Origin of the sequence: Shimia sp. R9_2 (assembly GCF_017743735.1) — a bacterium.
Taxonomy (GTDB): Bacteria; Pseudomonadota; Alphaproteobacteria; order Rhodobacterales; family Rhodobacteraceae; genus Shimia.
Genome location: NZ_JAGHRO010000009.1, coordinates 71709 through 87049, shown reverse-complemented (window position 1 = coordinate 87049; position 15341 = coordinate 71709). Strand labels below are relative to the sequence as shown.

The following is a 15341-nucleotide window of genomic DNA, read 5'->3' as shown; positions in this document are numbered from 1 at the left end:
GTTCGAAGGTCAAGCGTGCCGCGCACCGCGCCAGGCCGAGGGAGACTGCCCGAACTTCGCCTGAAACGCGCGACTGAACGCCTCTTTTGAGGCATAGCCCACCCGATCGGCAATCGCCTCAATCGATGCGCTAGAATGCAGCAGCGCCTCAGCGGCCTGATCCAGCCGCCAGCCTCTCAGATAGGCCCCCGGCCCCTGCCCCATCACCTGTTTGAACCGATCCGCAAAGTTAGACACCGACATCCCGGCAATATCGGCCAGCTCCGCATTTCTCAGACTGCCGCCGCTGTTGGAGTGGATCGCCGCAATCGCCCGCGCGATCCGCTCATCTTTCGCCGCCGCCAGCCACCCGGGCAAGCTGTCATCAGATTGCGCCCAGCGTCTGAGAATAACCACCAGCAGCAAATCCAAAAGCCGGGACACCATCAAACTTGCCCCCGGCTGCGTCGCGCCCAGCTCGCGCAGCACCAAGCCGCACATTTCATCAAGCCACTCGATAGGGTCTTCCGCCAACCCGTCCAGTACGATCACCTGCGGCAATGACTGCAACACGCGCTCGGCCAGATCTTCTACCTCACCGGCGTGCCCTATCTGCGGACCATCGTCTGGGCGATCAGCCTCGTGGGCCTCGTGATGATGGCGCAGCACATCGGCTGAGGCACGCTTGCCCTCAGGAGAGACCTCTCTCACCAACGAGAAAGCCCCTCAGGGGCTTTCTCTGCCAACAGCCGCGCAGGTCTTGCAGGCAGAACCTTCCAAAGTTGCAACACCCGTCTCCAGAGCGCGGCCCGACAGCCAAATTCATTTGCGACAGGGGGCAACCTGTGCTGAACTCACCCCTGCGCCGGACGCGATTTTTGTCCGCCCGCACAGACTTTTTGAATTTGAAATTTTTTCCAAACTGCTGTTCCAGACGCCATGAAACCTGCCAACGCCGCGTTGATCAAAGATTGCCTGCACGCCTCAACCGGACGGATCTCCGATCTCTTCCTGCCCCCGGTCAAGAAATACGCCATCCTCTCTGCCGGACGGTCAGGCTCAAACCTGCTGGTCTCCCTGATCAAAAGCATCCCCAAAACCCGGCAGCACGGGGAAATCATCGGTGAATACCAGTTGCAAAGCGCAGCGGTCCGCCGCCGGATCACCGGCGCGGGTGCGCAGTCCTATCTCGAGCGCCGCCTATCGCGCATGTCCAACGAAGACATCGTCGGCGTCAAACTGCTCTATCGCCACCTCGAAAGCGACTATGGCGAGAAATTCGGGATCAGCGACACCAGCGGCGTGCTGCCCTATCTGCGCGCGGCAGAGGACATCCGGCTCATCCACCTCAGACGCAAAGACAAACTCGCCGTCCTCATTTCAACGCGCTTGGCTTATGAGAGCGGCGAATGGGTCGGCGGGTCTTATGGCGACCGAACCCTGGAGCTGCCTGTGGATTGGGTCCGGGATCGTTTTGAATGGCTGGAAAGCTGGGAGGCGCGGATTGCCGAGGCGTTCCCGCCCTCACGTCTTTTGCAGATGACCTACGAAGATCTGGTGGCCCAGAAAGAGGCCGAGATGCAGCGTCTTTGTGCCTTTCTCGATGTCCCGCCAGCGCCGTTTCACTCCAAAATGTCCAAACAGAACAAGCGCCCCAAATCCGAAGTTGTCAAAAACTTCGCCGAACTCAAGGACGCCTTTGCGGGCACCCGCTACGCGCCCCTGTTTGAGGAGTGATCCGCCCGGATCACGCCCCCATCCCGTAAAACCGCGCCGCCGTGCCGCCAAAGACCTCTTCGTGGTCCGCCTCGGGCACCAACTCCCGCATAGCGCCGGCGAGCGTCGCGTAGTCTGACGAGAGGCTGTCGACGGGAAAGTTCGACCCAAACATCACCCGCGATGCCCCAAACTGCGCAAGGCATTCCGCCACGATCGGGCGGATGCTGTCCACCGTCCAGTCGTGATCAAACATGCCCAGCCCCGAAAGCTTGCACGTCACCTGAGGCAATGCGGAAAGCGCCTTCATTTGCTTGGCCCATTGCGCCAAACCAGCCGCACTGCGATCATGCGGGCTGCCCGCATGGCACAGCGCCACCTGCGTCTCAGGCGCCTGTGCCAGCACCCGCGCGGTCTTCTCCATCAACTCCGGGATCAGCTGCAAATCAAAGGACAGCCCACGCGCTCCCGCCAACTGCAATCCCCGCAAAAACGCCGGATCATCGAGCAGCGCGTTGGTGCCGGTCACCGCATCCTCACCGGGGGCGCGTCCGACAATCTGGCGCACTCCGCGCACGGTCGAAAGCGCCTGAAACGCATCCAGCTGCGCGTCCAGATCCGGCGCGGTCAGATCGCAAAAGACGACCTGCGCCATCGGCCAATCCGGCGTCTCTTCTGCCACGGTCTGCACCCAGCGCGCCTCTGCCAGACCATCCTCGGCCCCCACCTGAATATGCACCGAGCCACCAAAGCCCTGCGCCGCCGCATCTTCGCGAAACTCCGCGATCAGGTAGTCCCGCTGGATCGGGGCCGGGTCGCCAAAAAACCGCGCCACGCCTTTGGCCATCAGCCACGGATAGCTGACCGCCTTCAAATCCCAAAGGTGGTGATGTGCATCAATCCGCATGGCCTGCTCCCGTGCCTGAAATGCCTGTGGTCCGCGCCAGAATATCAACGCCCTGCTGCTTCCAGAAATGCAGCAGATCGATGAAAATCCAGTTCTCCGCCAGCTTGTCGCCCTCGCGGCGATAGATGTCGATCACCCGAAACTCTCCGGCCTTGCCGGTTGCGGGCATGCCCATAAACCCGCCACTGGGCACGGCGGTGAAATTGGGCCAGCCAAAGAAGCCGCCATAGTGCCCTTCCGCCATACGGCAGATGTGATTGGTCTTGGAGCGCTCAGTGAAACCCGCCCGAAATGGCCCGGAATGCTGCTTGGCGTAGCGTTCAATGGTGTAGGTCGCGCCAATCCCTGTTGGCCCCCACCAGATCATGTCGTCATGCCACGTCAGCGCCAGCTCTTCTTCCAGCGGCAACGGATTGTCCCATTGCCCCAGATCACCAATCATCGCCTCAATCGCCGCCAGCGTCTTGGTGCCTTCTTCTGCGGGCTGCGCCTCATAGAGCAACCCATCATGGGTCAGCGGGCCGGGCTGCACCAGCTGCGCGGCGGTCTGCTCCGGGAAAGGCTGCAAACCCGCCTGCACCATCAGATGCGGAATGTCGAAATACATCGCGGTCTCGACAATCTTGCCATCCAACACCCGATGAAAGGCGCAATAGCGCAGAAAGGCCAACTTGCCGGTGGGAGCAATGCCCAGCCACGGCTGATCAAACAGCCCCATCAGATGCCCCATTGAGCTCACCCAGACACCGCCCTGATCGTCAAACCGGTTCTGCGCGGCAAAAAAGATGTCCATCCGGCGCTGCATCCGTGTCAGGCTCTGGCGCAGCGGGGTCCAGAATTTATCCCCCACAGCGCGCGCGCCTCGGATTTCATCAAAGGGATGAAATCCACGCCACAACAGCTCAGAATCACAGTATTTGGCCATCACCTCTGCCGCGCCCTCCGCCGGTGCAGCGTCCAGATCGGCATAAAATGCCCGAATAATGTGCTTGGCCTCTTGAACATCACTCATGTGATTTTCCCATATTAAACATGTATTTGCTGCTCATTTAACAACGCGGCTTCCGGAGTCGTTTCCAGTATTTTTGCATACGTATGCAAAAATGTCTTGCCAAAACCGACGCCGCGTCACTACCATTTTGCAAACGTATGCAAAACGCACCCGGATCAACCGGATGCTGCTCGGGGGACCAAAATGGCCGAAATTCAGCTTCGCAATGTTGGCAAGCGCTGGGGCACTTTTGTGGGTGTTCACAACTTCGACCTCACCATCGCCGACAAAGAGTTCCTTGTGCTGCTCGGGCCCTCCGGCTGCGGCAAAACCACCACCATGCGGATGATCGCCGGGCTTGAGGATGTCACCGAAGGGGAAATCCGCATCGACGACACTGTGGTGAACGAGCTCGAGCCCAAAGACCGCGACGTGGCCATGGTGTTTCAAAGCTACGCGCTTTACCCGAACATGAACGTCTATGAGAACATCCGCTTCCCGCTGAAGGTGCGCGGCATTGATCCGGCCACCCATCATGAACGGATCATGCAGGCCGCAGAGCGTGTGGAACTGGGCGAGTTTTTGCACCGCAAACCGGCGGAACTCTCCGGCGGTCAGCGTCAGCGCGTTGCCTTGGCGCGCGCCATTGTGCGCAAGCCCAAAGTCTTCCTGATGGACGAGCCGCTCTCCAATCTGGATGCCAAGCTGCGGGTCTCCACCCGCGCCCAGATCAAGAACCTGAGCCATGATCTTCAGGCCACCACCATCTATGTGACCCACGACCAGATCGAAGCGATGACACTGGCGGACCGCGTTGTGGTGATGAAAAAAGGCGTGGTGCAGCAGGTTGGCTCCCCCACCGAAATCTATGACCGCCCCGCCAACACCTTTGTGGCAAGCTTCATCGGCTCTCCGGCCATGAACCTGATGGATGGCGAGGTCGCGGGCGGCGTGTTCCGCGCGCAAAATGTGGAAATTTCCGGCATTGATGCCCCTGATGGCCCACTAACCCTCGGCTTCCGCGCAGAGGATGCGGCTGTTGCCGAAGGCAAAGGCCAGATCACCGCTCCCATCTACACGCTGGAGCTTCTTGGCGACGCCACGATGATATCCGTGCGTGTCGGGGATGCACTGGTTTCCGTGAAAGCTGACAAGACCTACCGCGCCGAAATCGGCGATCTGGTTTCCCTCAGCATCCCGACTGAAATCTGCCATCTCTTCAACGCAGAAGATGGCGCAAGACTGGGATCTTAACCCAGCGTTCTGCCTTCGCATAAGCGGCCAAGGCCAACCGGGGTGAAAGCGCCCCAATTGACCAAAACAGGGAGACACAAATGTCTATGATGAAACTTTCAATGCTCGGCGCAGCGGCCGTGTTCATGGGAACCACCGCTTACGCGGGCTGCGGCGTGACCTCCGGCAACGTCAGCATTCTGGGCAATGATTTTGCCGCCATTCAGGCGGTTGCCGAAGGCGCCAAGCAATGCGCCGGTGACGGCGTGACCGTCGAGAGCAACCTCAACAAAGATTACCGCGATCTGCAAATCGCCGCGCTGACCGCAAATCCGGCGCAATATTCCACTGTGGTCACCACCAACGCCGCCATCGTGCCGCTGATTGGCGAAGGCCTGATCCGCCCGCTGGATGATCTGATTGCCAAACACGGCCAGAACATCTCCAAGAACCAGCTGATCACTGTGGATGGCAAAGTGATGGCGGTGGCCTTCATGGCCAATGCCCAGCACCTGTTTGTGCGCACCGACATCCTTGAGAAAGCCGGTGTAGAGGTGCCCACCACCTATGAGGATGTTGTGGCCGCAAGCGAAGCCATCAAAGCCGCAGGCCTGATGGAGCACCCCTTCGCCACCACCAGCCAGACCGGCTGGAACCTCGGCGAAGAGTTTGTGAACATGTACCTCGGCTTTGGCGGCGAGTTCTTCAAACCCGGCACCGCAGAGCCGAATGTGAACAACGAAACCGGCGTGGCCGCGCTCAACATGCTCAAGTCGCTGACCGAGCAGTCCAACCCGGATTTCCTGACCTTTGACTCCAACGCAGTTCAGGCCTCCTGGGAAGCGGGCGATCTGGCGATTGCGCACCTCTGGGGCTCACGCGGCACCGGTATTCTTGATGCAGAAGGCTCCACGGACGAGATCGTCAGCAACACCGTGCTGGTCTCCTCCCCGACCGTTGGCGGCGGCAGCACACCTGCCTCTTCCCTGTGGTGGGACGGCTTTGCCATCGCTGCCAATGTGAGTGACGAGGACGCCGAAGCCAGCTTTGTCGCCATGCTCAACGGCATCAGCCAAGAGAATGTGAAAGCCAACAACGACGCAGCCGTCTGGCTTGTCGAAGGCTATCAGCCCTCTGCGGCCTCTGCGGGTGTTCTGGCAACCGCCACCGGCGGCACCAAGCCTTACCCGATGATCCCTTTCATGGGTCTGATGCACTCCGCACTTGGCGCGGAACTCTCCGAGTTCCTGCAAGGCTCTGAATCTGCTGAGCAGGCTCTGGCCGATGTTGAGGCAGCCTATGTCTCTGCCGCCAAAGAAAAAGGCTTCCTTCAGTAAGAAGCCATCCCTTGGCAGAACCGGTCCCCTCCCCCTGGTTCTGCCGCCCCTGGCCCTTCGTGAACGGGACGATCTGACATGCGCCATAAAACCTTCCTCTGGTTCATTCTGCCCAGCCTTGCGGCGATGATCCTCTTCATTGCGCTGCCGCTGGTGTCAGTGGTTGTCCAGTCCATGCACATCGAACATGAGCAGGTCCTTGTTGTGACCGAAAACTGCGGCCCCTTCGGCTGTACGCAGGAAAGCTCTGTCGACACTGAGGCCACCGCCAAATTGCGCGCCGAGCAGCCGCTTGGGCGGTTTGCGGGCCTTGCCACCTACTTTGACCGCGGCCACCTCGCCTCGGCAGAAATCGCCGAAGCCTGGGCCAATCGCGAAAGCCTCGGAGACTTCTTCGCCGAACTCTATAACCTGCCGTTTTACAAGGCCCTCGCCTTCACCCTGACCTACACTTTTGTGGTCACGCCGATGGTGATCGTGCTCGGTCTGCTGATCGCGCTGGGGGTGAACCGCCTCACGCCTGCGCTCAAAGGTCCGACAATCTTTGTCTCCCTGCTGCCGATGATCATCACGCCGTTGATCGGCTCGCTGATCCTGTTCTGGATGATCGACGCCCAAGGGGTGATCGGCAAATCGTTGCAGTGGATCTTTGATGATCCGGAACTCTCGCTGAAGGCCTCCCCGCCACTCACATGGATCACCCTCATCGTCTACGGCATCTGGAGCGGCGCGCCCTTTGCCTTTGTGGTCTTCTACGCGGGGCTTCAGACTGTGAACAGCGACTCTCTTGAGGCCGCCATGATCGACGGGGCCACCAAATGGCAACAGATCCGCTATGTGGTGATCCCCCATCTGATGCCGCTGGCGGTGTTTATCTCGCTGATGCAGCTGATGGACAATTTCAGGGTGTTTGAACCGGTGGTGGGCTTCTCAGCCCAAGCCAATGCACCCTCGCTCTCCTACATCATCTTTGCGGATATGCGCAGCGACATCACCCGCTTCAACTCCGCCGCCGCCACCTCGGTGCTGACCGTGATCGGGGTCACAATCCTGCTTGCTCCAGTCTTGGTGCGCACATGGCGCGACTTCAAAGGAAAGGCTGTCTGATGTCCTCCACCATTGCAAACCGCTCCTCCCGCAGCCTGATTGTGATCTCCTCAGCCTTCGTGCTGCTCTGGGTGATTGTCGCCTCCTTCCCCTTCCTCTGGACCCTCTGGGGCTCCTTCAAAGTGCAGGGGGATTTCTTCTCCAAGGCGGACTGGACCCAGGCCCTCACCGGCACGCGCACGCTGATTGAAACCGGCGGCACCTTCACCGGCAAAGGCTATGAAGGCGCTTGGGTGCAGGAAGAATTCTGGCGCGCGGCGATCAACACTTTCATCATCGTGTTCTTCACCGTTGTGATCTCGCTGACCTTTGGCACATTGGGCGGCTATGCGCTGGCGCGCTCGGGTCACAACTATTCCTTCTGGCTTTTGATGATCGCGCTGGTGTTTCGCGCCATGCCCCATATCACGCTGGTTTCGGGCTACCTGCTGCCATTCTTTGAATGGAACCTCTGGGGCCATATCCCCACCGCAATCATCGTGCTTGTCGCCATCAACCAGCCATTCACGCTCTGGATGCTGCATTCCTTCTTCCTGAACATCCCCAAGGATCTGGACGAAAGCGCCAAGGTCGACGGCTGCAACCAGTTCCAGGCCTTCCGCCATGTGATCATCCCGGTGATGTGGCCCGGCGTGATCACCACCGGCCTGTTCTCCTTCCTGCTGGCCTATAATGACTTCTCGGTCACTTCGATGCTGCTCAGCGAAGAGAACCGCACCATGGTGCCTGCGATCTACGGCTTCCTTGGCTCCACACAGGAAGAGGGCAACGTGATGTTTGCTGTTGCCTCCGTGGTCTCCGCCACCGCACCGCTCTTTGTGCTGGTGATGTTCTTCCAGCGCCAGATCGTTTCGGGCCTGACCGCAGGGGCCGTGAAAGGATGAGCGCCACCGCCCGCCACAGCGCCATGGCGCGCCACCCTGCGCTCAACAGGATGCCCCGTGATTTCTTGAGTGGGGCTTCTTACGCCCAACTCAAAACAAACAACGCATTCTACTAGGAGACTAACCATGAAAGGTTCTCGCCCCGAACAAGCCGTTCTGACCCGTGACACGGATATGAGCAAAACCGAAGACACCCGCCGCGTGATCGAAACCATGGTGGATGGTCTCAACGACCACCGCATCGACGATATCGGCGAATTCTTCACCCAAGGCTTCCGCTGGATGGGCAACCAGGGCTGCGGCACCAAAACCGGCCTCAAGGAATTTCAGGACAATTGGCAACGCCCGTTCCAAGCGGCATTTTCCGACAAGACCTGCATCGATGAGGCCCGCCTCTACATGGGCGAATGGGCCGCGGCCTTTGGCCGTCAGGAAGCCACCCACTCCGGTGAATTCCTCGGCATTGCCCCCACCGGCAAACGCGTCGAAATCCGCTACATGGATTTCTGGAAAGTGGTGGACGGCAAGATTGTCGACAACTGGGTGAACGTGGATTTCGCCCATGTGGCCGCCCAGCTGGGGGTCGACATCTTCAACGGCGAAGGCTGGGAAGCCTATGACCGCGGTGAAAAAGAAGCGCCCCGTCCAGAGGCAAAATAAACCATGTCCCGGGCACAAGTCCGGGACCCCACTCTATGAATGAGGCCCCGCCGATCCTGCGGGGCGGGAGACACTGAGATGACCATCGAGTATCTGAAACGCGGCAAAGACCAAGCGGAACGCGCCGAAGACGATGCCAAAACCCGCGCTGTGGTCGAAGCCACGCTCAAAGACATTGAAACCCGCGGCGATGCTGCCGTGCGCGAGCTGTCTGAGAAATTTGACAATTATTCCCCCGAGTCCTTCCGCCTGAGCCAGGAAGAGATCGACGCGCTGATCGCCTCGCTGACCGAGCGCGAGCTGGCCGACATCAAATTTGCCCAGGAGCAGGTGCGCAACTTTGCTCAGGCTCAGCGGGATTCCATGCTGGACATCGAAGTGGAAACCATGCCGGGCGTGATCCTCGGCCACAAAAACATCCCGGTGCAATCCGTGGGCTGCTACGTGCCCGGCGGCAAATTCCCCATGGTGGCCTCGGCGCATATGTCCGTGGCCACCGCCTCTGTGGCCGGTGTGCCCCGCATCATCGCCTGCACCCCGCCATTTCAGGGCAAGCCCAACGCAGCCGTGATTGCCGCCATGCATCTGGGCGGCGCCCATGAGATCTATGTGATGGGCGGCATTCAGGCGATTGGTGCAATGGCAATCGGCACCGAGACCATTGATCCGGTGCATATGCTGGTTGGCCCCGGCAACGCCTTTGTGGCCGAAGCCAAGCGCCAGCTCTTTGGCCGCGTCGGCATCGACCTCTTTGCCGGTCCAACCGAAACCATGGTGATCGCAGATGAAACCGCCGCTGACGCCGAACTCTGCGCCACCGACCTGCTGGGTCAGGCAGAGCACGGTTACAACAGCCCCTGTGTGCTGCTGACCAACAGCAAGAAACTCGCCGAAGAGACCCTTGTGGAGATCGAGCGTATCTTGCAGATCCTGCCCACCGCAGACACCGCGCGCGTGAGCTGGGATGAATACGGCGAGGTGATTGTCTGTGACACCTATGAGGAAATGCTTGAGGTGGCCGATGACATCGCCTCTGAGCATGTGCAGGTGATGACCGACCGCGACGATTGGTTCCTTGAGAACATGACCTGCTACGGCGCGCTGTTCCTCGGCGCACGCACCAATGTCTCCAACGGCGACAAGGTGATCGGCACCAATCACACGTTGCCCACCAAAAAGGCGGGCCGCTATACTGGCGGTCTCTGGGTGGGTAAATACCTGAAAACTCACAGCTATCAGAAAGTCACCACAGATGAGGCAGCGACGCTGATTGGCGAATATGGCTCGCGCCTCTGCATGCTCGAAGGCTTTGTGGGCCACGCAGAGCAATGCAACGTCCGCGTGCGCCGCTATGGCGGCATCAACGTGCCCTATGGCACCGGCGCGCCTTACCGTGACGCCGCCGAGTGAGGTGATTTCGGGACTGAGGGGCCAGCCCCTCAGACTCCCCGGGATATTTTGAGCAAGAGGAAAATGGACAGACACACCCGGCATAAGGCAGCGATCAAGACGTTTCGTGAGGCGGCTTATGATTTTGACGCGGCCGCAGTGCAGAATGCCTTGGCGCAGCTCTGCGCGCCGGATGTAGACGTCCATCTGTGCCATCCGTTTGGCGACCTGACCGGGCCAGAGGCGCTTTATGAGCGCGCCTTCGCGCCGCTGTTTGCGGCGGTACCCGATCTGGAGCGGCGCGACTTTATTGTCATGGCGGGCGCAGATGCCTTTGGTCAGGATTGGGTCGGCTGTGGCGGTCACTACACTGGCGTGTTTCTCGCCCCGTGGCTCGACATCCCGCCCACCGGCCACCAAATCGCCATGCGCTACCACGAATTTTTCCGTTTTGAAGATGGCAAAGTGGTGGAGATACAGGCGATCTGGGACATTCCTGAGGTGATGATGCAGGCCCATGCATGGCCCATGGCGCCCTCGCTGGGGCGTGAATGGCGGGTGCCCGGCCCGGCCACCTGTGACGGGCTGGTGGCCAGGCCCTATGATTCAGAGCAAAGCGCGCAGAGCTGCCAGCTGATCCTCGATATGCTCACGGCTTTGGTGAAACATCCCAAAGATCCGGACCCGCGTGTGATGGAGCTTGACCGCTTCTGGCATCCCCGCATGAGCTGGTATGGCCCGGCGGGCATCGGCACCGCGCGTGGCACCGCAGGCTTTCGCAACTGGCACCAGATCCCTTTCCTCAAGGCCATGCCGGATCGCGGCCAGCATGAAGATGAAATCACCCATCATTTCTTTGGGGACGGGGCTTATGCCGCCGTCACCGGCTGGCCCAATATGATGCAGAGCCTCAGCGCGGACGGTTGGATGGGGATTGCCCCCTCCGGCAAAAAGATCAGCCTGCGCAGCCTCGATTTCTGGCGCGTAGAAGGCGACAAGATCCGCGAAAACTGGGTGCTTGTCGATCTGCTCGACATCTACCGGCAGTTGGGTGTTGATGTCTTCGCCCGCTTGCGGGAATTCAACAAAGCGCGCAGCCTTGCGCGCCTGACACTGCCTGATGGAATGACCTGATGACCCAACTGCCCCGCACCCCGTCCTTTTCCCTTGCTGGCAAGACCGCGCTTGTCACCGGAGCCTCCTCCGGCATCGGTCAGGGATGCGCCGTGGCGCTGGCTGAGGCAGGCGCGCATGTGGTCTGCGCCGCGCGCGGTGTGGACAAACTCAACGACACCGTCACCGCACTCACCTCAGCGGGCCACAGCGCCGAGGCGCTGTCGCTGGATCAGAACGATCTGGAGGCACTTGCCCCCGTGATGGCGGAACGCGCCTTTGATGTGGTCGTGAACTCCGCCGGTCTGGCGCGCCACGGCCCCGCGATGGAGACCACACCGGAAGACTACGACGCCGTGATGGGGCTGAACCTGCGGTCGGCCTATTTCCTCTCGGCCTATGCTGCAAAGGCCATGGTCGCAGCAGGCAAACCCGGCTCAATCATTCATATCTCCAGCCAGATGGGCCATGTGGGCGGCATCGACCGCGCGGTCTACTGCGCCTCCAAACATGGGCTTGAAGGCATGGTCAAAGCCATGGCCATCGAATGGGGCCAGTCCAAGATCCGCATCAACACCGTCTGCCCGACCTTCATCCGCACACCACTCACGCAATCGACCTTTGACAACCCGGAGCGCGCCGCCTGGATCAAAGAGAAAATCAAACTTGGGCGCATCGGCGAAGTGGAGGACATCATGGGCGCTGTCCTCTATCTCGCCACAGAGGCCTCCGCATTGGTCACCGGCACCTCCATGCTGATCGACGGCGGCTGGACGGCAGACTGATGGCGGAGAAAGTCACCTCCCTGCAAGTGGCCGAGCGTGCTGGCGTCAGCCAATCTGCGGTCAGCCGCGTCTTCACTCCCGGTGCCTCGGTGAGCCAGAAAACCGTAGACAAAGTGCGCAAGGCGGCTGAGGAGCTGGGCTACCGCCCCAACGTGCTCGCCCGCGCCATGGTCTCCGGCAAAAGCCGCATCATTGGCCTCGTGGTCGCCTATCTGGACAACTACTTTTACCCGGAGACGCTGGAAATCCTCTCCAACGCGCTTCAGGAAAAAGGCTACCACGTGCTGGTTTTCATGGCCTCGCAAACCGCAGGGCCCATCGACGATGTGGTTCAGGAAATTCTGGATTATCAGGTAGATGGCATCGTCACCGCCTCTGTCGCCATGTCCTCCAAACTGTCGCAGAAATGCATTCAGGCCAATGTGCCGGTGGTCCATTTCAACCGGTTTGAGAAAACCCAAGGCGTGAGCTCGGTGACCTCAGACAACTTCGCTGGTGGACGCGAGCTTGCGCAGTTCCTCGTTGCTGGCGGGCATAAGAAAATCGCCTATATCGCCGGTTGGGAAGGGGCGTCTACACAGCGCGACCGCGAGGCGGGCTTCCGCGCCGGTTTGGAAGAACTGGGCCAGAGCCTCTTTGCCCGCGGCTGCGGCGAGTTTGACACCGACCACACCCGCGCAACCGCCCACGCCATGTTCAACGTGCCCGCAGACGAGCGTCCCGACGCGGTGTTTGTCGCCAATGATCACATGGCTTTCGCAGTGATGGACGAGCTGCGCTTTGGCCTTGATCTCAAGATCCCAGAAGATGTCTCTGTGGTCGGCTTTGACGATGTGCCCCCCGCCGCCTGGCGGGCCTATGACCTCACCACCATGCGCCAGCGCGCCAATCTGATGGTGGCAGAAACCGTAGACGCTCTGCTCGCCCACATCGAAGACCCCGCCAACGCAGCCCCCCGCCAGGTCTCCATAACGGCCCCGCTGATCGTGCGCGGCTCCGCCCGCGTGCCTGCCAATTGGCCCCCGCAAGAAGGATAAACGCCATGCAAGGCTTTGACCCGAAGTTTAAGGACTTCCCCGACTACATCATCGGCATCACCAAAGAGATTTGGGAAGACCGCGGCATGGCCACATTGCATGACTATTACGCCCCGGATGTGGCGGTGCGCATGCCCGGCTCTGTGTCGCGCGGCAACGCAGGCGTGATTGGCGCCACCATGGCGACGCTTGCAGAATTTCCTGATCGTACGTTGCTGGGCGAAGATGTGATCTGGTCCGGCACACCGGAGGAGGGCATGCTCTCCAGCCACCGGATCATGTCCACCGCGACCCATCTGGGCGATGGCGTCTTTGGCAAGGCCACCGGCAGCAAGCTCACCTACCGCATTCTGGCGGATTGCCACGCCAAGAATAACGCCATTGATGACGAATGGCTGATCCGCGACAACGGCGCGGTGGTGCGCCAGATGGGCTGGGATCCCAAAGACTTTGCCCGTGATCTGATTGCCCGCGAAGGCGGCCCAGAAGCCTGCGTGAAACCTTTCACCCCGGCCAATGACATCGACGGCCCTTACAAGGGCACCGGCAATGACAATGCATGGGGCCAGCGCCACGCCGATCTGCTGACCTCGATGGTGGATGCCGATATGGCGGCGATCAAACGGCACTATAACCGCGCCGTGCAAAGCGAGTATCCCGGTGGGGCCATCGGCCACAGCTGGGATCCGGTCGAGCGTTTCTGGATGTCCCTGCGCGCCTCCATGCCCTCGGCCACATTCACCATCCATCACCAGATCGGCCGCGACGATCCCAACATGCCGCCCCGCTCAGCGATCCGCTGGAGCCTGCACGGTAAACACGACGGCTGGGGCGCGCTTGGCGCGCCCACAGGGGCCGATCTCTATGTGCTCGGCATCAGCCACGCGGAATGGGGCGAGCTGATTGGCGGCGACATCCGCCTGCGCCGCGAATGGACCCTGTTTGACGAAACCGCCGTCTGGAAACAAATCCTGCTGCACACCGGCGAGCTCTAGGGCGCGCTTGGTGCTGGCAGCAAACTCATATCTCAACGCCACACAGGCGGCGCGGCGCTTTCATGCACACCGCGCCTCTCTGCGTGCCCGGCGCTTGAACAACCGTCCTCCCGGACAAGGAATTTGATCCCCCCTCAAATTCCAACCAATCCAAAGGAGACACATCATGAGCACCATCCAATCCCGCATCGTCCGCTACGGCGAGCTTCAACCCTGCAAAACCGCCTTCATCGACGCCCACACGCCGGGGTCCGATCAGAAAGAGAACTTCACCATCGTCGGCGGCGGCGTGTCTGAATCCCCCGATCAGCACGTCCACATCACCGATAAGATCGGCTTCAACATCGGTGCGGCAGGCCAGCCGCCCAAATGCCGCAACTCCCTGCACAGCCACACCACCGCCGAGGTGTTTTTTGTCGCCAAAGGCCGCTGGCGCTTCTTCTGGGGCCGCTATGGCACCGCCGGTGAATTCATCGCCGAAGAAGGCGACATCTTCAACATTCCCACCGGCATCTTCCGGGGCTTTGAAAACGTCGGCCAAGACTACGGCATGATCATGTCGATCCTTGGCGGTGACGATGCGGGCGGCGGCGTCACATGGGCGCCGCAGGTGATCGAGGACGCGCAGGCCCACGGCCTGATGCTGGGCGACAACGGCGTGCTTTATGACAGCAAGAAAGGTCAGGAGCTGCCCCACAATGTGCGCCCTATGCCGCTCCTGTCTGAGGAAGAGCTGAAAGCCTACCCCGAAGTGCCGGTCGAGGATGTGGTTGGCAAATACGTCGCCCGCTACTGGGATCTGATGGCGCTTGGGTCAAAGAAACCCGCTAAAGTGATTGGCGAGGACGCCATGATCAAAGACAAACCCGGCTTTGAAGTGGATTTCCTCACCCGTGGCTCCGCGATGGCCGAGCAGGTCAAAACCGATCAGCCCGTGGTGCTGATGCCCGCCAGCGGCCACTGGCGCATCAAGATTGATGACGTGGAGGTCACCCTCTCCGCCGGGGACACCGCCCTGGCCATGCCCGGCGAAAGCTACAGTGCCGCGCCCTCCATGACCGGCGAAGCCGGGCTTTACCGCATCACCGCCACCAACGACCCCGCCGGGGCGACGTGGAAAGGTTAATAAGACCCCCTGCGCGGCGCAACGTACGCCGCGCAACACCCCCAAAAGTTAACGCCACCCGCTGAAAATTGCACCTCCGCAA

15 protein-coding genes are annotated in these 15341 nt (G+C 60.5%); 12 read left to right on the top strand and 3 right to left on the bottom strand.

Translation table 11 applies throughout. The features are described 5' to 3' along the window. Positions 1-9: 9 nt before the first annotated feature. Positions 10-690 carry an AraC family transcriptional regulator gene (locus tag J7400_RS18110; RefSeq protein WP_209065503.1) on the bottom strand — a complete coding sequence of 227 codons (681 nt, stop codon included), beginning with the start codon at positions 688-690 and terminating at the stop codon, positions 10-12. A 228-nt stretch (positions 691-918) separates the two neighbouring features. On the opposite strand from J7400_RS18110, the gene J7400_RS18105 reads away from it, so the two are divergent. Beyond that, complete coding sequence (locus tag J7400_RS18105; RefSeq protein ID WP_209065502.1) at positions 919-1716, top strand: sulfotransferase; 798 nt, start codon at positions 919-921, stop codon at positions 1714-1716. Positions 1717-1726: 10 nt separating this feature from the next. On the opposite strand, the gene J7400_RS18100 is transcribed toward J7400_RS18105, so the two are convergent. After that, positions 1727-2602, bottom strand: a complete 876-nt coding sequence (locus J7400_RS18100; RefSeq protein WP_209065501.1) for an amidohydrolase family protein — start codon at positions 2600-2602, stop codon at positions 1727-1729. Then, entirely contained in the window at positions 2592-3614 is a 1023-nt protein-coding gene (locus tag J7400_RS18095) for an ester cyclase (RefSeq protein WP_209065500.1), read from the bottom strand. The genes J7400_RS18100 and J7400_RS18095 overlap by 11 nt, the downstream gene beginning before the upstream one ends. A gap of 183 nt (positions 3615-3797) precedes the next feature. On the opposite strand from J7400_RS18095, the gene ugpC reads away from it, so the two are divergent. The 11 genes from ugpC (at position 3798) to J7400_RS18040 (ending at position 15259) form a co-directional block, all read left to right on the top strand. Further along, a complete protein-coding gene (gene ugpC, locus J7400_RS18090) occupies positions 3798-4847 on the top strand; it encodes a sn-glycerol-3-phosphate ABC transporter ATP-binding protein UgpC (protein ID WP_209065499.1) in 1050 nt (349 codons plus the stop codon). Between the two features lie 80 nt (positions 4848-4927). Beyond that, positions 4928-6163 (top strand): extracellular solute-binding protein, encoded by a 1236-nt coding sequence (locus J7400_RS18085; protein WP_209065498.1) that lies wholly within the window; start codon positions 4928-4930, stop codon positions 6161-6163. A gap of 78 nt (positions 6164-6241) precedes the next feature. After that, the gene (locus J7400_RS18080; protein WP_209065497.1) at positions 6242-7270 is read left to right on the top strand and encodes a sugar ABC transporter permease; all 1029 of its coding nucleotides are present in this window, start codon (positions 6242-6244) and stop codon (positions 7268-7270) included. Continuing rightward, the gene (locus tag J7400_RS18075) at positions 7270-8154 is read left to right on the top strand and encodes a carbohydrate ABC transporter permease (RefSeq protein ID WP_058239334.1); all 885 of its coding nucleotides are present in this window, start codon (positions 7270-7272) and stop codon (positions 8152-8154) included. The genes J7400_RS18080 and J7400_RS18075 overlap by 1 nt, the downstream gene beginning before the upstream one ends. A gap of 126 nt (positions 8155-8280) precedes the next feature. Then, a complete protein-coding gene (locus tag J7400_RS18070; RefSeq protein ID WP_058239333.1) occupies positions 8281-8814 on the top strand; it encodes an ester cyclase in 534 nt (177 codons plus the stop codon). A gap of 78 nt (positions 8815-8892) precedes the next feature. Then, positions 8893-10224, top strand: a complete 1332-nt coding sequence (gene hisD, locus J7400_RS18065; protein WP_209065496.1) for a histidinol dehydrogenase — start codon at positions 8893-8895, stop codon at positions 10222-10224. Positions 10225-10287: 63 nt separating this feature from the next. Beyond that, positions 10288-11337: an ester cyclase gene (locus tag J7400_RS18060; protein WP_209065495.1), complete on the top strand. Its 1050-nt coding sequence runs from the start codon at positions 10288-10290 to the stop codon at positions 11335-11337. Then, positions 11337-12101: an SDR family oxidoreductase gene (locus J7400_RS18055; RefSeq protein WP_209065494.1), complete on the top strand. Its 765-nt coding sequence runs from the start codon at positions 11337-11339 to the stop codon at positions 12099-12101. Before J7400_RS18060 ends, J7400_RS18055 begins: the two co-directional genes overlap by 1 nt. Then, on the top strand, positions 12098-13138 hold the full coding sequence (locus tag J7400_RS18050) for a LacI family DNA-binding transcriptional regulator (protein ID WP_209065555.1): 1041 nt from the start codon (positions 12098-12100) through the stop codon (positions 13136-13138). Before J7400_RS18055 ends, J7400_RS18050 begins: the two co-directional genes overlap by 4 nt. A gap of 5 nt (positions 13139-13143) precedes the next feature. After that, the gene (locus tag J7400_RS18045) at positions 13144-14133 is read left to right on the top strand and encodes an ester cyclase (protein WP_209065493.1); all 990 of its coding nucleotides are present in this window, start codon (positions 13144-13146) and stop codon (positions 14131-14133) included. Positions 14134-14299: 166 nt separating this feature from the next. Next, on the top strand, positions 14300-15259 hold the full coding sequence (locus tag J7400_RS18040; protein WP_209065492.1) for a cupin: 960 nt from the start codon (positions 14300-14302) through the stop codon (positions 15257-15259). Positions 15260-15341 lie beyond the last annotated feature (82 nt).

What these genes read in the sequence shown, in the direction of transcription:
- J7400_RS18085 (WP_209065498.1), top strand. Translation starts at nt 4,928, where the DNA reads ATGTCTATGATGAAACTTTCAATGCTCGGCGCAGCGGCCGTGTTCATG.
- J7400_RS18100 (WP_209065501.1), bottom strand. Translation starts at nt 2,602, where the DNA reads ATGCGGATTGATGCACATCACCACCTTTGGGATTTGAAGGCGGTCAGC.
- J7400_RS18060 (WP_209065495.1), top strand. Translation starts at nt 10,288, where the DNA reads ATGGACAGACACACCCGGCATAAGGCAGCGATCAAGACGTTTCGTGAG.
- J7400_RS18105 (WP_209065502.1), top strand. Translation starts at nt 919, where the DNA reads ATGAAACCTGCCAACGCCGCGTTGATCAAAGATTGCCTGCACGCCTCA.
- J7400_RS18045 (WP_209065493.1), top strand. Translation starts at nt 13,144, where the DNA reads ATGCAAGGCTTTGACCCGAAGTTTAAGGACTTCCCCGACTACATCATC.
- ugpC (WP_209065499.1), top strand. Translation starts at nt 3,798, where the DNA reads ATGGCCGAAATTCAGCTTCGCAATGTTGGCAAGCGCTGGGGCACTTTT.
- J7400_RS18040 (WP_209065492.1), top strand. Translation starts at nt 14,300, where the DNA reads ATGAGCACCATCCAATCCCGCATCGTCCGCTACGGCGAGCTTCAACCC.
- hisD (WP_209065496.1), top strand. Translation starts at nt 8,893, where the DNA reads ATGACCATCGAGTATCTGAAACGCGGCAAAGACCAAGCGGAACGCGCC.
- J7400_RS18080 (WP_209065497.1), top strand. Translation starts at nt 6,242, where the DNA reads ATGCGCCATAAAACCTTCCTCTGGTTCATTCTGCCCAGCCTTGCGGCG.
- J7400_RS18075 (WP_058239334.1), top strand. Translation starts at nt 7,270, where the DNA reads ATGTCCTCCACCATTGCAAACCGCTCCTCCCGCAGCCTGATTGTGATC.
- J7400_RS18070 (WP_058239333.1), top strand. Translation starts at nt 8,281, where the DNA reads ATGAAAGGTTCTCGCCCCGAACAAGCCGTTCTGACCCGTGACACGGAT.
- J7400_RS18095 (WP_209065500.1), bottom strand. Translation starts at nt 3,614, where the DNA reads ATGAGTGATGTTCAAGAGGCCAAGCACATTATTCGGGCATTTTATGCC.
- J7400_RS18055 (WP_209065494.1), top strand. Translation starts at nt 11,337, where the DNA reads ATGACCCAACTGCCCCGCACCCCGTCCTTTTCCCTTGCTGGCAAGACC.